Genomic DNA, 19629 nt, shown 5'->3' with positions numbered 1-19629 from the left:
CTCGCCAAACCGTCGCCACCCTACCCGTGGGTTCGGCATCGCCGACGTGTCGGTGGACACTGGACGACATGTCCGAGCCCCGCCGCCACCACCGGCCCGCACCCCGCGAGGCGCGGTTCTTCGACGAGTACGCCGACGGCATCGATCCCGCCCTCCTCACCGAGGCGGCCGAGCGGGCCGCCGTCCTCCTGGTGCGCGGGGCGCACTCCAGCACCGACACCGGCATCGCCGAGCGCCTCGTCCACCTCGCCGACACCGAGGGGATCGAGGCCCTCGCCGACCTCTGGTCGCACGCCCCCGCCGAGACCCTCGCCGGCTGCCTGTGGCGCCTCTACCTGCTCCGCTCCTGGGTCTACGCCGACCCCACCGGTGTCGCCCGTCAGTTCGAGTCCGGCCGTCAGCACGCCGAGTTCGCGCGCGTCGTCGCCGGCGTCGCCGACCCGCCCGGCCCCGACGAGCTCCGCCGGATGGTCGACGAGGTCCTCCGGGGCATCGCCGAGGGCGACTTCGCCGACGTCCTCTTCCGCGCGGCCGCCTTCGCCCGCGTCGTCGCCGCCGGCCGCGCCACCCTTCCCGACGTCCCGGACGCCGACGTCCGGCGGATGCTCGCGCTCGCCGAGCAGCTCGAGGCCGCCGGTCACCTGGAGCTTTCGCGCCGCCTGGGCTGAGGCCCTACACTGGGGCACGAGCACGCCGGGCCGCGGCAGCCCCGGGTCCCAAATTCAGCCGCTACGAGCGGCCCTGCGCCGTGAGGCGCTCCCGGTCCGGCGTGCTCCACATATATGGGGCGAGCGCGTCTCCGTGCTGGCCACCGTCGTACCGGACGAAATGGTCGTGATCTCTGCGTTTTCGCAGCCATTTTGTCCGGTACGACGGTCAGAGCGCGTCGAACGCCTTGCGGATGCGGACGTCCGACACCGGCCCGTCGGTGCCGAGGTGCTGGGCCCACAGCGAGACGCGGTACTCCTCGAGCATCCACCGCAGCGCCCACAGGGCCGCGCCCGGCGGGCGGCCCTCGGGCAGGGCCGCGACGCGGGCGAGGTAGGCCTCGACGAGGGGCTGGACGACGTCCATCCGCTGGCGGTCCTTGACCAGGGCCGGCTGACCGCCGTTCTCGAGGGCCTGGCGGCGCTCCCGCATGGCCAGCAGCCACACCCGCAGCCGGCGCAGGCGCGCGGCGCCGAGCTCGCCGACGAAGCCGTCGTGGACGAGCCGGCCGAGCTGGGCCTGGAGGTCGGCGAGGGCGGGCAGCAGGGGGAGGTCGGCGCGGCCGCTGAGGAGGCGGTCGACCTCGCGCCAGGTCTCCAGGACGCGCAGCAGCTCGGCGAGCGTGTCGCGCACCGCGCCCGCGGCGGCCGGGCGCAGGGCCGCCAGCAGTGCGTCGAAGTCGGCGGCGGTGAAGACCGGGGGCCGGGCGTCGACCGCGTCGACGACGACGGCGCGCAGGCAGTCGGCGACCAGGTCCGCGGTCGAGGCGTAGGGGGTGCCGGCCAGGCCGAGCTTCTGGGCGTTGGTGAGTCCGTCGACGACGCCCGCGAGGGGTGCGGAGCCGAGCCCCAGCAACGCCAGCCGGACGACGCCCAGCCGGTGCCGCGCGTCCCGCTCGTCGGCCGACCCGGACACCTGCAGGCCCACCGTGGTGCCCTCGTCGACCAGGCCCGGGTAGGCCTCGACCTCGTGGCCGGCGCGGGTCCAGGTGGCGGTCACCGGGATCTCGCCGAAGACCCACGCGGTCTCGCCGGTGCGGGCGACGCCCGAGTCGGAGGCGACGGCGGCCATCGCCTTGTCGAACTCGCCGGCCAGCGGGGCCTTGAGCTCGGTCAGCGACTTGCCGCGGCCCTGGACCTTGCCGCGCTCGTCGACCACGCGGTAGGTCGGCTTGAGGTGCTCGGGCAGGGCGGTGAGGTCCCAGGCCTCGCGCGGGACGTGCACGCCGGTGGTCGAGCGGAGGTACCGCTCGAGCGCGGTGAGGAGCGGCTCCTCCCCCGGCGGGACGGCGGCCAGGAACTCCCGCGCCGTGTTCGGCGCCGGGACGAAGCTGACCCGCAGCGCCTTGGGCAGGCTGCGGATCAGCTCGGTGACGAGCTCCTCGCGCAGTCCCGGCACGATCCACGAGAAGTCGTCGTCGTCCACGCGGTTGAGCGTCGCCACCGGGATGTCGATGGTCAGGCCGTCGTCACGGGCCCCCGGCTCGAAGTGGTAGCTGATCGGGAAGGTGAGCCCACCCGACACCGACCACGCCTCCGGGTAGTCCGCCTCGCGCACCTCGTCGGCGCGGTCGTGGGTGAGCATCGCGGGGTCGAAGGTCAGCAGGTCCGGCGTGGCCCGGCGGGCATCGCGCCACCAGCGGTCGAAGTGGGCGCCGCTGACGATGCCCTCGGGCACCCGGGCGTCGTAGAAGTCGAACAGCGTGTGCTCGTCGACGACGAGGTCGCGGCGGCGGGCGCGGTGCTCGAGCTCCTCGGCCTGCTCCAGCAGGCGCTTGTTGTCGCGCAGGAAGTGGTGCCGGGTGTCCCACTCGCCGTAGACGAGCGCGTGCCGGATGAAGAGCTCGCGCGAGAGCTCGGGATCGACCTTGCCGTAGGTGACGGCGCGGTCGGCGGCCAGCGGTACGCCGTACAGCGTGACGCGCTCCTTGGCCATCACCGCCTGCCGCTTGCGGGACCAGTGCGGCTCGGAGTAGGTGCGCTTCACCAGGTGCGCGCCGAGCCGCTCGGCCCAGCGCGGGTCGATCGCCGCGTTCTGCCGGGCCCAGAGCCGCCCGGTCTCGACGAGCTCGCCGGCCATCACGAACGGCGGGTTCTTCCGGGCCAGCCCGGAGCCGGGGAAGATCGCGAAGCGGGTGCCGCGGGCGCCGAGGTACTCGCGCGGCCCGGGCCTGCGGCCGTCCTTGCGGGTGGCGCCGGGCTTGGGCTTCTCGCGCTCCTCGAGCACGCCGACGTGCGAGAGCAGGCCGGACAGGAGGGCCTGGTGAATGCCGTCGGCGTCGGGGACGTCGGCCGGCGCCTCCATCCGGACGCCCATCTCCTTGGTCACCTGGCGCAGCTGGGCGACGAACTCCTGCCACTCGCGCACCCGCAGGTAGTTGAGGAACTCGCGCTTGCACATCCGGCGGAACGCGCTGCCGGACAGCTCCTTCTGCTGCTCGCGCAGGTGCCGCCACAGGTTGAGCCAGGTCAGGAAGTCCGAGCCCTCGGCCTTGAAGCGCGCGTGGAGCTGGTCGGCCTGCGCCTGCTCGGCCGGACGGTCGGCACCGGGCCGCTCGCGCGGGTCCTGCAGCGACAGCGCGGCGACGATGACGAGGACGTCGCGCACGCAGCCGAGCCGCTCGGCCTCGAGCAGCATCCGGCCCAGCCGCGGGTCGATCGGCAGCCGGGCCAGCCGCTGGCCGACCTTGGTCAGCTCGCCCTCGCGGCCCGCGGTCGCGACCGCGCCGAGCTCCTCGAGCAGCTGGACGCCGGCCTGCACGTTGCGCCGGTCCGGCGGCTCGACGAACGGGAAGCGCGCGATGTCGCCCAGCCCCAGCGAGGTCATCTGCAGGATGACCGAGGCCAGGTTGGTCCGCAGGATCTCCGGGTCGGTGAACTCAGGACGGGCCTCGAAGTCCTCCTCGGAGTAGAGCCGGACGGCGATGCCCGCCGCGACCCGGCCGCAGCGCCCGGAGCGCTGGTTGGCCGAGGCCTGGCTGATCGGCTCGATGGGCAGCCGCTGGACCTTGGTCCGCGCGGAGTACCGCGAGATCCGGGCGACGCCGGTGTCGATGACGTAGCGGATGCCGGGCACGGTCAGCGAGGTCTCGGCGACATTGGTCGCCAGGACGACGCGCCGGCGCGAGCCCTTCGCCGGCGCGAAGACCCGGTGCTGGTCGGCGGCGGAGAGCCGCGAGAACAGCGGCAGCACGTCGACCCCGCGGATCCCGTCGCCCAAGGGCGCCAGCGCCTCGGCGGTGTCGCGGATCTCGCGCTCGCCGGGCAGGAACACGAGGATGTCGCCGGGCCCCTCGGCGGAGAGCTCCTTGACCGCGTCGACGATCGCCTCGGTCTGGTCCCGGACGATCGGCTCGCCCTCGTCGTCGTCCTCGGCGAGCTCCATGAGCGGGCGGTAGCGGATCTCGACCGGGTAGGTGCGGCCGGACACCTCGATGATCGGCGCCGGCTCTCCGGTGCGCACGTCAGCGAAGTGCTCCGCGAACCGCTCGGGGTCGATGGTCGCCGAGGTGATGACGAGCTTGAGGTCGGGCCGCTTCGGCAGCAGCTGGCGCAGGTAGCCCAGCAGGAAGTCGATGTTGAGGCTGCGCTCGTGCGCCTCGTCGATGATGATCGTGTCGTAGCGGCGCAGCAGCCGGTCGCGCTGGAGCTCGGCCAGCAGGATGCCGTCGGTCATCAGCTTGACCCGGCTCTGCTTCGACGTCCGGTCGGTGAACCGGACCTGGTAGCCGACCAGGTCGCCGAGCTCGGTGCCCAGCTCGGAGGCGATCCGCTCGGCCACCGAGCGGGCCGCGATCCGGCGCGGCTGGGTGTGGCCGATCATCCGCGCCCGGCCGTCGGGTCCGGGCGCGCCGCGACCCAGCTCCAGGCAGATCTTCGGGAGCTGGGTCGTCTTGCCGGAGCCGGTCTCGCCCGCGACGATCACGACCTGGTGGTCGCGGATCGCGGCGGCGATGTCGTCGCGTCGGGCACTGACCGGAAGGTCGGGCGGGTAGGTGATGTCCACAGCGGGACCCATCCTCCCATCCGCCCGACCACGGCGGCCACGGAGTTGTGCCGGGGGCCGGTCAGCTCCCCCCGCCGGCGGGTCCCTGCGGCTTGCCCATGGCGCCGGCGTACGGCAGCACGGCCGGGAAGTGGGCCGCGTCGGTCAGCGTCAGGATCGCCACCCCGGAGGGGAACTGGGCGACGGCCTGGGTGGTCGTGCCGTCGGTCGCGCGGCGCGCGCGCTGGGCACCCTCGACGTCGATCGGCGTGCAGGTCCAGCCCGTGGGGCACGTGTTCGCCCTGGCTGCGGCCCAGGTGTCGGCCTGGCCGATGGCGAGCAGGCCGTAGACGCGCTTGCCCTCGGTCTCCTCGAGGGCGCTCGAGAGCGCGAGCAGGTCCTGGAGCGTGGTCGCGCGGCCGGCCTGGGCGCCCACCTTCACCCCGCCGATCCGCACCGACGGCGCCTTGCCGGGCTGCGCCACCGGGTCGTGGGCGGCGCGCGGGGCGGACGGCTGCTGGGCGACGGGAGCGGTCGCCGGGTCGACCCGGGTGCGGGGGTCCGCACCGGGACCCGCGGCGAGCGCGACGCCCCCGACCGCGACGGCGACCGCCGCGGTGCCGGCCACGGCCGCGAGCCGGCGCCGGCGCAGCCGCCCGCGCCCTCGTCGTACGTCGTCGGTGGTGGGCACGTCGGGCACGGGGGCCCGGTCGCCCAGGTGGTGCAGCCGGTCGGTCAGCAGGTCGGTGTCGTTCATGTGCTCTCCTTGGTCAGGTCGTCGGCCAGCACCTCGCGCAGGGTCGCCAGCGCGACGGAGGTCTGGCTCTTCACGGTTCCGGTGCTGACGTTCAGGTCGGCGGCGGTCTCCTCGACGGAGAGCCCCCACCAGTGCCGCAGGACCACGACCCGGCGCTGGCCGGCCGGCAGCCGCCGGAGCGCGGACCAGAGCGCGTCGTGCTCCTCGACCGCCGCGCCGGGCGCGGCGACCGCCGTCTCGGGCAGGGCGTCCCCCACGGATGCCTCGCGCCGCCACGGCCGGCGTCCCTCGTCCACGTGGGCGTTGACGATCGCCCGGCGCACGTAGGCGTCGACCGAGTCGGCGCGCTGCACCCGCGGCCACGCGACGTAGAGCCGGGTCAGCGCGGCCTGGACGACGTCCTCGGCCCGGTGCGGGTCACCGGTCAGCAGCCAGGCCGCCCGGAACAGCTGGGGCCGGCGCGCGGCGACGTACGTCGCGAACGCCTCGTCCCGCGTGGTCATCAGGCTCCTCTCGTCGTTGTCACCTGCCTTGTTGACGTAACGAGCCGGCGATCGGTTGGGGCGGGCACGGCCCCGATTCGCGCGCCGCGGTGTGGCCGGGGTTACAGTGGTCTTGATTGTCAGACAATCACTGGTTTTCCGAAGATCTTTTCGTCGATAGGTTGATAGAACGGAGGAAATCGCGATGAGCAGCACTGCAGACCGGACGATCACCCCGCGGCTGACCGCCGAGGAGGTCGCGCGCGCCGAGGCGCGCACCGCCCACAACTACCATCCGCTGCCCGTCGTGATCACCCACGGCGAGGGCGCCTGGGTCACCGACGTCGACGGCCGCCGGTTCCTCGACATGCTCGCCGGCTACTCCGCGCTCAACTTCGGCCACGCCAACCCGCGGCTGGTCGCCGCCGCCCACGCCCAGCTCGACCGGCTCACGCTCACCAGCCGCGCCTTCGTCCACGACCGCTTCGCCGACTTCTGCGCCGGCCTGGCCGACCTGTGCGGCAAGGAGCTCGTGCTGCCGATGAACACCGGCGCCGAGGCCGTCGAGACCGCCCTCAAGGTCGCGCGCAAGTGGGGCTACGAGATCAAGGCGGTCCCCGCCGACAGCGCCCGCGTCGTCGTCGCGTCCGGCAACTTCCACGGCCGGACGACGACCATCGTCGGCTTCTCCGACGACCCCGACGCCCGCGGGGGCTTCGGCCCGTTCACCCCCGGCTTCGACCTCGTCCCCTACGGCGACCTCGCGGCCGTCGAGGCGGCGCTCACGCCCAGCACGGTGGCCGTCCTGGTCGAGCCGATCCAGGGTGAGGGCGGCGTCGTCATCCCGCCCGCCGGCTACCTGGCCGGCCTGCGCGCCCTCTGCACCCGCGAGCGGGTGCTGCTCGTCGCCGACGAGATCCAGTCCGGCCTCGGCCGCACCGGCGCGACCTTCGCGTGCGACCACGAGGACGTCGTCCCCGACCTCTACGTGCTCGGCAAGGCGCTCGGCGGCGGCATCGTCCCGGTCTCGGCCGTCGTCGGCGACCGCGACGTGCTCGGCGTGCTGCGCCCCGGCCAGCACGGCTCGACCTTCGGCGGCAACCCGCTCGCGTGCGCGGTCGCCATCGAGGTGGTCGAGATGCTGCGCACCGGCGAGCACCAGGCGCGCGCCGCCGAGCTCGGCGTCCTCCTGCACGACCGGCTCGCGGGGCTGGTCGGCAAGGGCGTCGTCTCCTTCCGTTCCCGCGGTCTCTGGGCAGACGTCGACATCGACCCCGCGCTCGGCACCGGCCGCGACATCTGTGCCCGGCTGCTCGCCCACGGCGTGCTGGCCAAGGACACCCATGGCTCGACGATCCGGCTCGCCCCGCCGCTCGTCATCTCGGCCGACGACCTGCACTGGGGCCTCGACCAGCTCGAAGGGAGCTTGCGATGACCGCGTCCACGAAGCGATCCATCAACCAGGTGGGGGTGATCGGCCTCGGCAAGGTGGGTGAGCTGGTCGCCGGCCTGCTGACCGACAGCGGCTTCAAGGTCAGCGGGTACGACGCCAGCCCGCGCCCCGGGCTGCGCTTCGAGACCGCCGAGCTCGACGTCAGCGATGCCGCCGCGCTGCGCGAGGCACTGCGCGGCGTCGACGCCGTCGTCTCTTGCCTCCCCTACGACCGCAACATCGAGGTCGCCGAGGCCGCGGCCGCCGTCGGCTGCCACTACTTCGACCTCACCGAGGACGTGCCGACCACCCAGCGGGTCATCGAGCTCGCCGCGCAGACACCCGGCGTCGCGTTCGTGCCGCAGTGCGGCCTGGCGCCGGGCCTGATCGGCATCGTCGGCGCGTCGCTGGCCAAGGGCTTCGACGAGATCCGGTCGATCGAGCTCAAGGTCGGCGCGCTCCCCCAGAACCCCACGGGCCTGCTCGGCTACGCGTTCAACTGGTCCGCCGAGGGCGTCGTCAACGAGTACCTCAACGACTGCGAGGTGCTCCGCTCCGGGCGGCGCCAGATGGTGCCCGCGATGGAGGAGAAGGAGCGCGTCGTCATCGGCGGCATCGAGCTCGAGGCCGCCCTCACCTCCGGCGGCCTGGGCACCATGTGCCAGACCTACGAGGGCCGGGTGCAGCGCCTCGACTACAAGACGCTGCGCTACCCCGGTCACTTCGACCAGATGCACTTCCTCTTCGACGAGCTCGGCCTGCGCGAGTGCCGAGACGAGGTCGGCCGGATCCTGGTCAAGGCCAAGCCGCCCGTCAACGACGACATCGTCTACCTCCACGCCGCCGTCGAGGGGATCAAGAACGGCCAGCCGTTCCGCGAGAACCACGTCCGCGGCTACCTGCCCGTCGAGATCCCCGACGGCCAGGGCGAGGTCCGCTCCTGGCGGGCCATCTCCTGGACCACCGCCTCCGCCGCCGTCGCCGTCGTCGAGCTCGTCGCCGAGGGCGCGCTGCCGCAGGAGGGCTTCGTGCGGCAGGAGGACATCACCCTGGACGACCTGCACGCCACGCAGGCCGGCCGCCGTTTCGCCGACTACGGAAAGATCGCCTGATGAGCACCCTCGACCTGTCCACCCGCACCCGCGAGATCCTCTCGGCGCTCGGCGCCGGTGACCCGTTCACCGACGACGGCGCACTGGTCGCCCGCTCCCCCATCGACGGCTCCGAGCTGGGCCGCCTCGCCGCCCAGAGCCCCGACGACGTCGCCGCCGCGGTCGGCGCCGCGCAGACCGCGTTCGAGGCCTGGCGCGTCGTCCCGGCGCCGGTGCGGGGTCACCTCGTCCGCGAGCTCGGCGAGCTGCTGCGCGAGCACAAGGAGCTGCTCGGCGAGCTGGTCTCGATCGAGGCCGGCAAGATCCGCTCCGAGGGCCTCGGCGAGGTCCAGGAGATGATCGACATCTGCGAGTTCGCCGTCGGTCTCTCCCGCCAGCTGCACGGCCTGACCATCGCCTCGGAGCGACCGGGCCACCGGATGATGGAGCAGTGGCACCCGCTCGGTGTCGTCGGCGTCATCTCGGCGTTCAACTTCCCGGTCGCGGTCTGGTCCTGGAACGCCGCGCTGGCGCTGGTCGCCGGCGACGCCGTCGTCTGGAAGCCGTCCGAGAAGACCCTTCTCACCGCGCTCGCCTGCCAGGCGCTGCTCGACGAGGCCGCGCGCCGCGTCGGCGCCCCGGCCGGGCTCGCCTCGGTCGTCGTCGGCGACGCCGCCGTCGGCGAGGCGCTCGTCGACGACCCGCGCGTGCCGCTCGTCTCGGCGACCGGCTCGACCCGCATGGGCAAGCTCGTCGCGCCCCGGGTGGCCGCCCGCCTCGGCCGCTGCCTGCTCGAGCTCGGCGGCAACAACGCCGCCATCGTCGCCCCCTCGGCCGACCTCGACCTCGCCGTGCGCGGCATCGTCTTCTCGGCCGTCGGCACCGCCGGCCAGCGCTGCACCTCGCTGCGCCGCGTGATCGTCCACGAGTCGGTCCACGACGAGCTCGTCGCCCGCCTCTCCAAGGCCTACGGCACGCTCTCGATCGGCTCGCCGCTCGACGCCGCCACCCTGGTCGGCCCGCTCGTCGACGACGCCGCCACCGACGGCTTCCTCGCCGCGGTCGCCCAGGCCCAGGCCGACGGCGGCCACCTGGTCACCGGCGGCGGCCGGGCCGACGGCGTCGCCGGCGGCCAGTACGTCGTCCCGGCGATCGTCGACATGCCCGCCCAGACCGACATCGTGAAGCAGGAGACGTTCGCGCCCCTGCTCTACGTGCTGACCTACCGCGACCTCGACGAGGCGATCGCGCTGCACAACGAGGTCGCCCAGGGCCTGTCGTCGGCGATCTTCACGCTCGACGTCCGCGAGGCCGAGACGTTCACCTCCGCGACCGGCTCCGACTGCGGCATCGCCAACGTCAACATCGGCACCTCCGGCGCCGAGATCGGCGGCGCCTTCGGTGGCGAGAAGGAGACCGGCGGCGGCCGCGAGTCCGGCTCCGACGCGTGGAAGGCCTACATGCGCCGCACCACCAACACGATCAACTACTCCACCGAGCTGCCGCTGGCCCAGGGGGTCGAGTTCGGATGAGCCTGATCGCCCCCACCGAGCTGCGGGCGCGCTTCGCCCGCAGCCTGTCGGCGCTCTACGGCACCGAGGTGCCGGCGTACACGACGCTGGTGGAGGTCTCCGAGGCGGTCAACGCCGACGTGCTCGCGGCGCGGGGACCCGAGGCCGAGCGCCTCGGGTCCATCGCCCGGGTGACCGCCGAGCGGCACGGCGCGATCCGCGTCGGCACCCCCGACGAGCTCGCCCAGGTGGCCCGGATCTTCGGCGCCTGCGGGATGCACCCCGTCGGCTTCTACGACCTGCGCGAGGCGAACCCGCCGATCCCCGTGGTGTCCACCGCCTTCCGGCCGATCGACGGCGCCGAGCTCGCGGCCAACCCGTTCCGGGTGTTCACCTCGCTCCTCGTCGTCGACGACCGGCGCTTCTTCGACGCCGCCACGCAGGCCCAGCTCGAGGAGTTCCTCGGGGCCCGGCGGCTCTTCCCCGACGAGCTGCTGCACCTGGCCGACCTCGCCGAGAAGGCCGGCGGTCTCGAGCCGGCCGACGCCGACCGCTTCCTCGAGCTCGCCACCGCGTCGTTCGCGCTCTCCTCCGAGCCCGTCGACCGCGCCTGGTACGACCACCTCCAGGCGATCTCGTCGGTCGCCGCCGACATCGGCGGCGTCGCGTCCACCCACATCAACCACCTGACGCCGCGCGTGCTCGACATCGACGATCTCTACCGCCGGATGACCGAGCGCGGGATCGCCATGATCGACCGGATCCAGGGCCCACCGCTCACCACCAAGCCGGCGGTGCTGCTGCGCCAGACGTCCTTCCGCGCGCTCGCCGAGCCGCGCGCGTTCCGCGAGGCCGACGGGACCGTCGTCCCCGGTGAGCTGAGCGTGCGCTTCGGCGAGGTCGAGGCCCGCGGCGTCGCGCTCACCCCCGCCGGCCGGGCGCTCTACGACGAGCGCGGCATCGACGCCTTCCCCGACACCGAGCAGGAGCTCCACGACGCCGGCCTCGCCTACTACCGCCGCGACGCCGACGGCGTCCTGCAGCCGGTCGTCTACGAGGACTTCCTGCCCAAGTCGGCCGCCGGCATCTTCGCCTCCAACCTCACCTCCGACGGCACGGTCGACGCCGCCCAGCGCGCCGCGGCGCGCGACGCGGCCTGGCTGCGCGAGGCGCTCGGGCGCGAGCTGCACGATCCCTACGCGCTCTACGCGGCGCAGGTCTGACGTCAGCCGCCCTGGCCGGCCAGGTCGGCCACGAGCCGCTCGGCCAGGGCGTGCGACGACTGCGGGTTCTGCCCGGTGTAGAGGTTCCGGTCGACCACCGTGTGCGGGCGCAGCGGCAGCCGGCCCTTCGTGTAGACGACACCGGCCTCCTTCATCCGGTCCTCCAGCAGCCAGGGCGCCTTGCGGGCGAACCTGTTGAGCAGCTCCTCGCGGTTCGACAGCCCGGTCATCCGGTAGCCCGCGAACGACGACGACCCGTCGGCCCGGTGCGCGGCGAGGATCGCGGCCGGCGCGTGGCACAGCAGCGCGAGCGGTCGCCCGCTGTCGAGGCGGCGGGTGAGCAGGTCGCCGGAGACGGGGTCGACCGCGAGGTCCTCCATCGGGCCGTGACCCCCGGGGTAGAACACCAGGTCGTAGGCGTCCGGGTCGACCTCGGCGAGCACGGCCGGGTGGGCGAGCACCGGCGCCAGCGCAGCGAGCCGCTCCTCGAGCCGGCGACGCTTGCCCGGCAGGCCGCCGGCGATGCCGAGGCTGAGCCGGTCGACCGTCGGAGCGACACCTCCGGGCGTCGCGACGGTGATCTGCCAGCCGGCGTCCTCGAAGATGCCGTAGGGCACGACCAGCTCCTCGGCCCAGAAGCCGGTCGGGTGCTTCGTGCCGTCGGAGAGGGTCCAGTGGTCCGCGGCGGACACGACCATGAGCACGGAGGTCATCGGATCTCCTTCATCGAGGTGGGGACGGGCAGGTGGAGGGCGAGCTGGCCCTCCGTCATCACGTCGAGCCGGACGGCCCGGGTCGGGCTGAGCGAGCGCAGGTCGTCGGAGACCCGGCCCGCGCCCAGCCGCAGGTCGATCCCCCGGGGCAGGCTGCGGCTGCCGGTCGCGAGCACGTTGACCTGGCTCTGCGTCGCGTGCCAGTCGCCCGCGATCGTCGTGTACGACGTCAGCGTCGCGACGTGCTCGCCGCTGCGCCGGGTGCGCTGGCGCGGGGTGGCAGCCGCGAGCGCGACGTCGGTGCCCCCGTCGTCGTTGGCCACCCGGGCCGTCGTCCGCCGGTCGTCGATGCCGACGTCGAGCCCGGTGACCCACTTGGGGAAGCCGTAGCCGTCGTGCCCGCGCACCTGGGCGATCTCGCTGCTGACCGGCAGCGAGAGCACGTACGTGTGCAGGTGGTCGTTCTTCAGGCCGGCGACCAGGTCGACCAGGCCGAGCCGGCCGTGCCGCGCCGGGCGCACCGCGATGCCGAGACCGGCCTCGGTGTAGAAGTCGATGTCGCACACGTCGTAGCGGAACAGCATGAGGGAGACCAGGCCCACCCCGGGCGCGACCTCCAGCGGCGCGAGCTCGGCGGGCAGCCGGCTCCGCAGCGTCCGCGCGGGCGCGAGCATCGTGACCCGGGCCGTGCTGATCCGGTAGTAGAAGTTCGGGGTGAGCGTCGGGCCGATCGGGCTCTCGACCCGGCTCTTGGGCAGGCCGCGGAAGAAGTCGACGCTGCTGACCCGCGGGTCGCGGGCGACCTCGTCGAGGTCGGTGGCCATCCGGTAGCGGTCGTAGAGACCGCCTGCGGGGACGGCGACCGTGCGGCCGCCGAGGTCGACGTCGACCGTGGCCGGGGCTGGGGACGGGGCTGCCATGGATTCCTCCTGCGGGATGTGTGCAGTGCTCACATCAGGATGACCGCCGATGTGAGCACTGTCAACACCCCGTCGCGGAGGACCGTCAGCCCACGTTCGCCGTAACCGCGGCGAACGCCGCCCGCACCCGGGCCTCGACCTCGCCGGACGAGCCGGCCACGAGCTTGCCGTCGAGGTAGAGGCAGGCGAGCCCGTGCGCCAGGCCCCACCCGGCGTCGGCCAGTGCGCCGGCGTCCGCGCCGGGCGCCACCTGGGCAAGCGCCTGGGCGAGCAGTTCGTTGAGCGCGGCGGCCGCGCGCACCCGCTCGTCGTTCTCGTCGTCGCACGGCGTGCCGAACATGAGCCGGAACAGCGCCGGGCGGCGCAGCGCGAAGGAGACGTAGGCGACGCCGAACTCGGCGAGGTCGTCGAGCGAGGCAGGCAGCTCGCCGTCGCCCACCAGGTCGGCCCGCAGGTCGCGGAAGCCCTCGCCGGCGAGCGCCGACTCGAGCGCGTCGCGGTCGGCGAAGTGCCGGTAGGGCGCGGTCGCCGAGACGCCGGCGCCGCGGGCGACCGCCCGCAGCGAGAACGACTCGCCGGCCTCGAGCATCTGCATCGCGGTCGTCAGCAGGGCGGCCCGCAGGTCGCCGTGGTGGTAGCCACTCTTCTCCGATGTTGACACTGCTTACTTTCGCCTCCTACGCTCGGTGAGCACTGTAAACATACCGCACCCGGAGGTCGCGATGTCGTCCCCGTCCCCCTTGTTCGCACCGCTCACCCTGCCCAACGGCGCGGTGCTGCCCAACCGCCTCGCCAAGGCGGCCATGGAGGAGAACATGGCCGCCCCGGGACAGCTCCCCGGCGCCCGGCTCGCCCGCCTGTACGAGCGGTGGAGCCGGGGCGGTGCCGGCCTTCTCGTGACCGGGAACGTCATGGTCCACGCGGCGGCGCTGACCGGTCCGGCGGGCGTCGTCCTCGACGAGCACGCCCCGCTGGAGCCCTTCCGGCGCTGGGCGGAGGCGGCCCACCGCGGCGGCGCCCAGGTCTGGATGCAGGTCAACCACCCCGGTCGCCAGGTGCAGGCGAACATGCCCGGCGTCGCCTGGGCGCCGTCCCCGGTCCGGGTCGACATCGGGCGCAACAGCAAGCGGCTGGCCGACCCGGTCGCGATGACGCCGGAGCAGATCGACGCCACCGTGGCCCGGTTCGCCACCACCGCGCGCCGTGCCGAGGAGGCCGGCTTCGACGGCGTCGAGGTCCACGCGGCGCACGGCTACCTGCTCTCCCAGTTCCTCTCGCCGCTGGCCAACCGGCGCACCGACGACTGGGGCGGCTCGCTCGAGAACCGGGCCCGCCTGCTGCTCGACGTCGTCCGCGCCACCAGGGCCGCGGTGAGCCCCGGGTTCGCGGTCGCGGTCAAGCTCAACTCCGCCGACTTCCAGCGCGGCGGCTTCGACGCGGACGACGCCCGGGCGGTCATCGACCTGCTCGCCCCGCTCGGCGTCGACCTGGTCGAGCTGTCCGGCGGCAGCTACGAGAGCCCGGCCATGACCGGCAACGCCGCCGACGAGCGCACCCGGGCCCGCGAGGCCTACTTCCTCACCCTCGCCGAGGAGCTCGCCGCCGCCAGCCCGCTGCCGCTGATGCTCACCGGGGGCATCGTCCGGCGTCCCGTCGCCGAGGAGGTGCTGGCCGGCGGCATCGACCTGGTCGGCATGGGCACCGCCCTCGCCGTCGACCCCGACCTCCCCGCGCGGTGGCGCACCGAGGCCGGCGCCGGCGCGCAGGTCCTCCTCGCGCCGGTCCGGATCAAGGACAAGGCCGTCGCCTCGACCGCCGGCATGGCGCGCGTCCGGTTCCAGCTGCGCCGGCTCGGACGCGGCCGCCGTACCCGGCCCGGGATCTCCCCCGTCGTCGCCTACCTGCGCGAGATCCCCCTGCGCCGCCGGGCCCTGCGCCGCTACCGCACCTGGCTGGCGGCCCGCCCGGCCTGACCCACGGACGCGTCAGCCGAGGCCCTCGACGTTGCGCACGAGGGCCTCGCTGGAGTGCTTGACCGCGATCCCCACCACCGGCTTGACCGCCCCGGCGATCGCCTTGCCGGCCGGGCCGCCGGGCAGCGTGTACGAGATCCACGCGTCGACGCGCGTGCGGTCGTCGTCGAGGGCGGTGAACGTCCAGCGCTGGGTGGTCTCGATCCCCTTGACCGACGTCAGCTCGACCAGGCGGTCCCGCTCCCAGGCGGTGCACTCGATGCGGGCCTTGAGGGGGACGCCGACCTTCATCACGCCGTCGTACTGGGCGCCGACGCCGTGGAGCTGGTCGGTGACCGGCTCGATCTTGCTGAGGCCGTACATCCAGTCCTTGGTGGTGCTGAAGTCGTCGACGTAGGCGAACACCCGGCTGACCGGGGCCTGGATCTCGACACTCTGCTCCACCACGTTGGTCACGCGCCGGATTCTGGCACGCCGTGGCCGCGGAACCGCGTCAGCGCGGCGGCGGCAGCGCGTCGGTCGACTCGAGCTGGCCCATCCCGGTGACCATGAGCAGGTCGGCGACGATGGCGCGGAGCTGGGACAGGATCGCCTCGACCGCCAGGACGCCGCTGCGCTCGACCTGCCCGGTGGCGGCACCGACGGCGAGCACGTCGTCGCGGGCGGCGGTGGCGATCCGGTTGGCCCGCAGCTCGTCGGCGATGGCGTCCGCGGCGGCGGCGAGGTCCGCCGCCAGTCCGGCGTACGACGGCGGCACGGGCAGCCGCCGGTAGGCGGTGATCGAGGTCTGCCGGACGAGCACGCGCGTGCTGCGCAGCGCCCGGTCGAGGGGGTCGACGAGCTCGACCATGCGGCGCAGGGGCTCGCGGTGCCGGAGCCGGAAGGGCGAGGAGTTGACCACCGACATCCCCTCCTCGGCGGCCGCCTGGAGCTCGCGGATGAGCCGGTCGGTGCCGCGGGCGTCGGCGAGCAGCTCGAGCGCCGGGGTGACCTCGCCGTCGATCATGACGTCGGACGCCGCCCGCAGCAGCTGGGCGATCTTGCGGGCGACCGTGGCGGCCTGCTCGCGCGGCCGGCGCAGCGGTGCGGCCGGGACGACCATCGCCGCGACGAGCGCGACGCCGCCGCCGATCACGGCGTCGGTCCAGCGCAGGAAGGCACCGCCGGCGCCCGGCAGCAGCACGGTGACGACGATCGACTGCACCGCGGCCTGCGAGACGAACATGATCCCGGCGTCGAGCAGCAGTGCCAGCGACATCGACAGGAACACGATGAGCCCGAGCTGCCAGGCACCCGAGCCGATCCCCGAGACCAGCACGTCGGCCATGAAGACGCCGATCGCGACCCCGAGGGTGACCTCGATGACGCGCCGCAGCCGCTGCCCGTACGACGTCCCGAGGCAGAGAACGGCGGCGATCGGCGCGAAGAACGGCAGGTGGTGGCCGAGCAGGTCCGAGGCGATGAACCAGGCGACGCCGGCCGCGATCGAGCACTGCGCGACGACCCACAGCTTGCTGCGCCAGCGATCGATCCGCCCGCTCACCGACAGCCGGCTGCGGGTCCACATCCGGTCCAGGACCCCGTCGTTCGACACCTCCACCCGCGCATCGTCCCATGCAGGGACGGGCGCGGGTGGAGCGACGGGCTCAGACCGCCTTGGCCGGGAGCACCCGCTTGGAGACGAGCGCCACGACGTCCTCGTAGCGTGAGCCGGTGAACTTCTGGAACTGGTGGAGCGCGTGCGCGTCGAGGCCGACGAGCACCCGGGCCTGGTTCTTGAGGATGCCCTTGACGATGATCTCGGCCGCGCGCTCGGGCGTCATCTTGGCGAGCTTCTCGTCGAACAGCTTCGCCGTCGCGGCCTTGTCCTCCTTGTCGGAGACCCGGGCGTTGCGGGCGATCGCGGTCTTGATGCCGCCCGGGTGGACCGACGTGACGCCGACCTTGTGCCCGGCGATGAGCATCTCCTCGCGCAGCGCCTCGGTGAACCCGCGGACCGCGAACTTCGTCGCGTTGTAGGCGCTCTGGCCCGGCATCGCGAGCAGGCCGAAGAGCGACGACAGGTTGACGACGTGGCCGTCGCCGGACGCGATGAGGTGGGGCAGGAACTCCTTGGTGCCGTGCACGACACCCCAGAAGTTGATGCCGACGATCCACTCCATGTCGTCGTAGTCGAGGTCGACCACGTCACCGGCCAGCGCGACGCCGGCGTTGTTGACGATCACGTTGACCTGGCCGAAGTGCCCGGCCACCTCGGCGGCGTACGCCGTGAACGCGGCGCGGTCGGCGACGTCGAGGTGGGCGGTGTGGACGTCGGGGGAACCGGCGTCCTTGGCCAGCGCGGCCGTCTCGTTGAGCCCGGCGTCGTCGACGTCGGAGAGCGCCAGGCGGGCGCCCTTGCCGGCGAGGTTCACCGCGAGGGCCCGGCCGATGCCGGAGCCTGCGCCGGTGATGACGACGACCTTGTTGCTGAGGTACTTCACGCGTTGACTGCCTCTCGCTGGTGGGAGACCTGGACGTCGTACTTGTCGAGGTCGAACTTGCTCAGGTGCTGCCGGAAGGTGAACGTCTGCCCCGGCCACAGGGTGGTGTTGTTGCCGAACTTGTCGAGGTACCAGCTCGCGCAGCCGCCGGTCTGCCACACGGTGGGCTTCATCTTGCGCCGGATCTGTGCCGTCCACGCGTCCTGCGCGGCCTGCGTGGGCTCGACCGCGGCGAGGCCCTCGCGACGCAGCGCCTTGGCCGCCTCGACGACGTAGCGGACCTGGGACTCGATGATGAAGATCATGCTCGAGTGGCCCAGCGCGGTGTTGGGGCCGACGATCTGGAACAGGTTGGGGAAGCCGTGGATCGTCGTCCCCTTGTACGCCGCCATGCCGCCGCCGTCCCAGACGTCGGCCAGCGTGCGGCCCTCGCGCCCGGTGATGTGCTGGGCGATCGGCGGCTCGGTGACGTAGAAGCCGGTCGCCACGACGAGGACGTCGATCGGCCGCTCCACGCCGTCGGCGGTGACGATCGCGTCGCCGGTGACCTTGGCGATCGGGTCGGTGACGAGGTCGACGTTGTCGGCGTCCAGCGCGGGGTACCACTTGTTGGAGATGAGGATCCGCTTGCAGCCGGCGCGGTAGGCCGGGGTGACCTTGGCGCGGAGCTCGGGGTCGGAGATGCCCTTCGCGATGTTCTTCCTGCCCTGCGCCTCGACGGCCTTCATCAGGACCGGGAAGCGGGCGAACGCCGGGACGCGCGCCTCGAGCGTGGCGTAGACGAGCGAGCGCAGCGCGCGCTGGGCGCCGGGGACCTTCGCGAAGACGGTCTTCTCGATGCTGCTGAACTCCCGCTCGTTGCGCGGGATGATCCAGTTCGGCGTGCGCTGGTAGACGTCGACGTGCCCGGCGACCTTCTGCAGCTCGGGCACGAGCTGGACGGCCGAGGCACCGGTGCCGATGACCGCGATCCGCTTGCCGGCGAGGTCGACGTCGTGGTTCCAGCGGGCGGAGTGGAAGATCTCGCCCTGGAAGCCGTCGATGCCCTCGATCTCGGGCAGCCGCGGCTCGGAGAGGCCGCCGGCGCCGGCGATGACGGTGCGGGCGGCGTACTCGCGCGGGCCGTCGGGGCCCTCGGTGCGGACGATCCAGCGCTGCGCGGCGTCGTCCCAGCGCGCGTCGAGGACGGCCGTGTCGAACACGAAGCGGTCGAGGGTGCCGGACTCCTCGGCGACCCTGCGGGTGTAGTCCCAGATCTCCTGCTGCGGCGAGTAGACCTTGGACCAGCCCGGGTTGAGCGCGAAGGAGTACGAGTAGAGCTGGCTCGGGACGTCGCACTCGGCACCCGGGTAGGTGTTGATGTGCCAGGTGCCGCCGACGTCGCTGTCCTTCTCGATCACGACGAAGTCGCGCTCGGCGGCCTCGTCGAGCTTGATGGCCGCGGCGAGGCCGGCGAAGCCGGCGCCGACGATGAGGTGGTCGACGTGCGTGCGACCCGGAGTAACGCTCATGGGCAGGACGCTATTGGCGCTATTGAACATCTGTCAATAGGATGGACGACGTGACCGCGACCACCCCCTCCTCCTCCGCGCGCACCCGGCTTGCGCCGGGCGAGCGCCGTACCCAGCTGCTCGACCTGGGGGTCCGGCTGCTCGCGACGCGCTCGCTCGACGAGCTCTCGATCGACCTCCTCGCCGAGGAGGCGGGCATCTCGCGCGGCCTGCTCTACCACTACTTCGGCGGCAAGCAGGGCTTCTACGAGGCCGTCGTCCAGCACGCGGCCGACGACCTCTACGCCCAGACCGCGCCCCCGTCCGAGGGCGAGCCGCTCGAGCGCCTGATGGCCTCGCTGACCGGCTACGTCGACTACGTCGTCGCCAACCACACCGGCTACCGCTCCCTGGTCAAGGCCGCCTCCGGCAGCAACGACGCCCTGCGGGCCATCTACGAGACCACCTTCACCGCCCTCGCCGAGCGCTTCTTCACCGCCGACCCCGGCGGCCTCGTCATCCCGGACACCCCGGCCGTGCGCCTGGTCCTGCACGCCTGGCAGGCCATGGTCGAGGACCTCGTCCTCACCTGGTGCGACACCCCCGCCGACCTCACCCGCGACGACCTCCTCCAGGTCATCACCGGCTCCCTCCCCGCCCTGATCGACACTCTCCCCCCGCCGAAGTAGCACGGTCCGGCGGGCGAAGGAGCACGGTCCGGCGGGCGAAGGAGGACGATCCGGCGCGCCAGGGAGCGATCGGCGGCAAGGGCGGCCGAGCCCGCCGTCCCACCAGCACCAGAACCATCCCGTTCCCGGCGACGAGGCTGTGGACGACGCCCTCGATCCCCAGCCCGACGCGA

At 73.3% G+C, this 19629-nt stretch carries 17 protein-coding genes; 7 read left to right on the top strand and 10 right to left on the bottom strand.

The genetic code is table 11. The features are described from left to right. Positions 1-68 precede the first annotated feature (68 nt). Positions 69-668 carry a hypothetical protein gene (locus BM223_RS04550; protein ID WP_038681296.1) on the top strand — a complete coding sequence of 200 codons (600 nt, stop codon included), beginning with the start codon at positions 69-71 and terminating at the stop codon, positions 666-668. Positions 669-876: 208 nt separating this feature from the next. On the opposite strand, the gene hrpA is transcribed toward BM223_RS04550, so the two are convergent. From hrpA to BM223_RS04535, 3 genes are read right to left on the bottom strand one after another with little or no spacing between them, the layout of a single operon-like run. Beyond that, entirely contained in the window at positions 877-4725 is a 3849-nt protein-coding gene (gene hrpA, locus BM223_RS04545; RefSeq protein WP_038681298.1) for an ATP-dependent RNA helicase HrpA, read from the bottom strand. 49 nt (positions 4726-4774) lie between these two features. Then, positions 4775-5449, bottom strand: a complete 675-nt coding sequence (locus BM223_RS04540) for a hypothetical protein (RefSeq protein WP_038681300.1) — start codon at positions 5447-5449, stop codon at positions 4775-4777. Further along, positions 5446-5952, bottom strand: coding sequence for a SigE family RNA polymerase sigma factor (locus BM223_RS04535; protein WP_038681302.1), 507 nt, complete (start codon positions 5950-5952; stop codon positions 5446-5448). The genes BM223_RS04540 and BM223_RS04535 overlap by 4 nt, the downstream gene beginning before the upstream one ends. 184 nt (positions 5953-6136) lie before the next feature. Between BM223_RS04535 and rocD the strand changes: the two genes are divergently transcribed. Genes rocD through hglS form a run of 4 tightly spaced genes read left to right on the top strand, consistent with a single transcriptional unit; the run spans position 6137 to position 11188 of the window. Next, positions 6137-7366, top strand: coding sequence for an ornithine--oxo-acid transaminase (rocD, locus tag BM223_RS04530; protein WP_052138963.1), 1230 nt, complete (start codon positions 6137-6139; stop codon positions 7364-7366). After that, the gene (locus tag BM223_RS04525) at positions 7363-8475 is read left to right on the top strand and encodes a saccharopine dehydrogenase C-terminal domain-containing protein (protein ID WP_038681304.1); all 1113 of its coding nucleotides are present in this window, start codon (positions 7363-7365) and stop codon (positions 8473-8475) included. Before rocD ends, BM223_RS04525 begins: the two co-directional genes overlap by 4 nt. Next, entirely contained in the window at positions 8475-9986 is a 1512-nt protein-coding gene (gene amaB / locus BM223_RS04520) for an L-piperidine-6-carboxylate dehydrogenase (RefSeq protein ID WP_038681306.1), read from the top strand. The genes BM223_RS04525 and amaB overlap by 1 nt, the downstream gene beginning before the upstream one ends. Next, a complete protein-coding gene (hglS, locus tag BM223_RS04515; RefSeq protein ID WP_038681308.1) occupies positions 9983-11188 on the top strand; it encodes a 2-oxoadipate dioxygenase/decarboxylase in 1206 nt (401 codons plus the stop codon). The genes amaB and hglS overlap by 4 nt, the downstream gene beginning before the upstream one ends. 2 nt (positions 11189-11190) lie before the next feature. On the opposite strand, the gene BM223_RS04510 is transcribed toward hglS, so the two are convergent. The 3 genes from BM223_RS04510 to BM223_RS04500 all read right to left on the bottom strand — a co-directional run bounded on the left by BM223_RS04510 (position 11191) and on the right by BM223_RS04500 (position 13482). Further along, positions 11191-11901: a type 1 glutamine amidotransferase domain-containing protein gene (locus BM223_RS04510; protein WP_038681310.1), complete on the bottom strand. Its 711-nt coding sequence runs from the start codon at positions 11899-11901 to the stop codon at positions 11191-11193. After that, the gene (locus BM223_RS04505; RefSeq protein ID WP_038681312.1) at positions 11898-12821 is read right to left on the bottom strand and encodes an acetoacetate decarboxylase family protein; all 924 of its coding nucleotides are present in this window, start codon (positions 12819-12821) and stop codon (positions 11898-11900) included. Before BM223_RS04505 ends, BM223_RS04510 begins: the two co-directional genes overlap by 4 nt. Before the next feature lie 85 nt (positions 12822-12906). Next, positions 12907-13482 (bottom strand): TetR/AcrR family transcriptional regulator, encoded by a 576-nt coding sequence (locus BM223_RS04500; protein ID WP_038681314.1) that lies wholly within the window; start codon positions 13480-13482, stop codon positions 12907-12909. 61 nt (positions 13483-13543) lie between these two features. Between BM223_RS04500 and BM223_RS04495 the strand changes: the two genes are divergently transcribed. Then, positions 13544-14794 carry an NADH:flavin oxidoreductase/NADH oxidase family protein gene (locus tag BM223_RS04495; protein WP_038681316.1) on the top strand — a complete coding sequence of 417 codons (1251 nt, stop codon included), beginning with the start codon at positions 13544-13546 and terminating at the stop codon, positions 14792-14794. 12 nt (positions 14795-14806) lie between these two features. On the opposite strand, the gene BM223_RS04490 is transcribed toward BM223_RS04495, so the two are convergent. From BM223_RS04490 to BM223_RS04475, 4 genes are read right to left on the bottom strand one after another with little or no spacing between them, the layout of a single operon-like run. After that, positions 14807-15250 carry an SRPBCC family protein gene (locus BM223_RS04490; RefSeq protein ID WP_052138964.1) on the bottom strand — a complete coding sequence of 148 codons (444 nt, stop codon included), beginning with the start codon at positions 15248-15250 and terminating at the stop codon, positions 14807-14809. 37 nt (positions 15251-15287) lie between these two features. Further along, positions 15288-16394: an FUSC family protein gene (locus tag BM223_RS04485; RefSeq protein WP_235319001.1), complete on the bottom strand. Its 1107-nt coding sequence runs from the start codon at positions 16392-16394 to the stop codon at positions 15288-15290. 46 nt (positions 16395-16440) lie between these two features. Continuing rightward, complete coding sequence (locus tag BM223_RS04480; protein WP_038681319.1) at positions 16441-17277, bottom strand: SDR family NAD(P)-dependent oxidoreductase; 837 nt, start codon at positions 17275-17277, stop codon at positions 16441-16443. Continuing rightward, positions 17274-18788 carry a flavin-containing monooxygenase gene (locus BM223_RS04475; protein WP_052138965.1) on the bottom strand — a complete coding sequence of 505 codons (1515 nt, stop codon included), beginning with the start codon at positions 18786-18788 and terminating at the stop codon, positions 17274-17276. Before BM223_RS04475 ends, BM223_RS04480 begins: the two co-directional genes overlap by 4 nt. Positions 18789-18829: 41 nt before the next feature. Here BM223_RS04475 and BM223_RS04470 point away from each other — a divergent pair, with 41 nt between their 5' ends. Next, the gene (locus BM223_RS04470) at positions 18830-19456 is read left to right on the top strand and encodes a TetR/AcrR family transcriptional regulator (protein WP_038681321.1); all 627 of its coding nucleotides are present in this window, start codon (positions 18830-18832) and stop codon (positions 19454-19456) included. Positions 19457-19629: the final 173 nt, after the last annotated feature.

This window comes from Pimelobacter simplex (assembly GCF_900114845.1).
Classification (GTDB): Bacteria; Actinomycetota; Actinomycetes; order Propionibacteriales; family Nocardioidaceae; genus Nocardioides; species Nocardioides simplex.
This window is presented reverse-complemented; position numbering and strand designations above follow the sequence as displayed.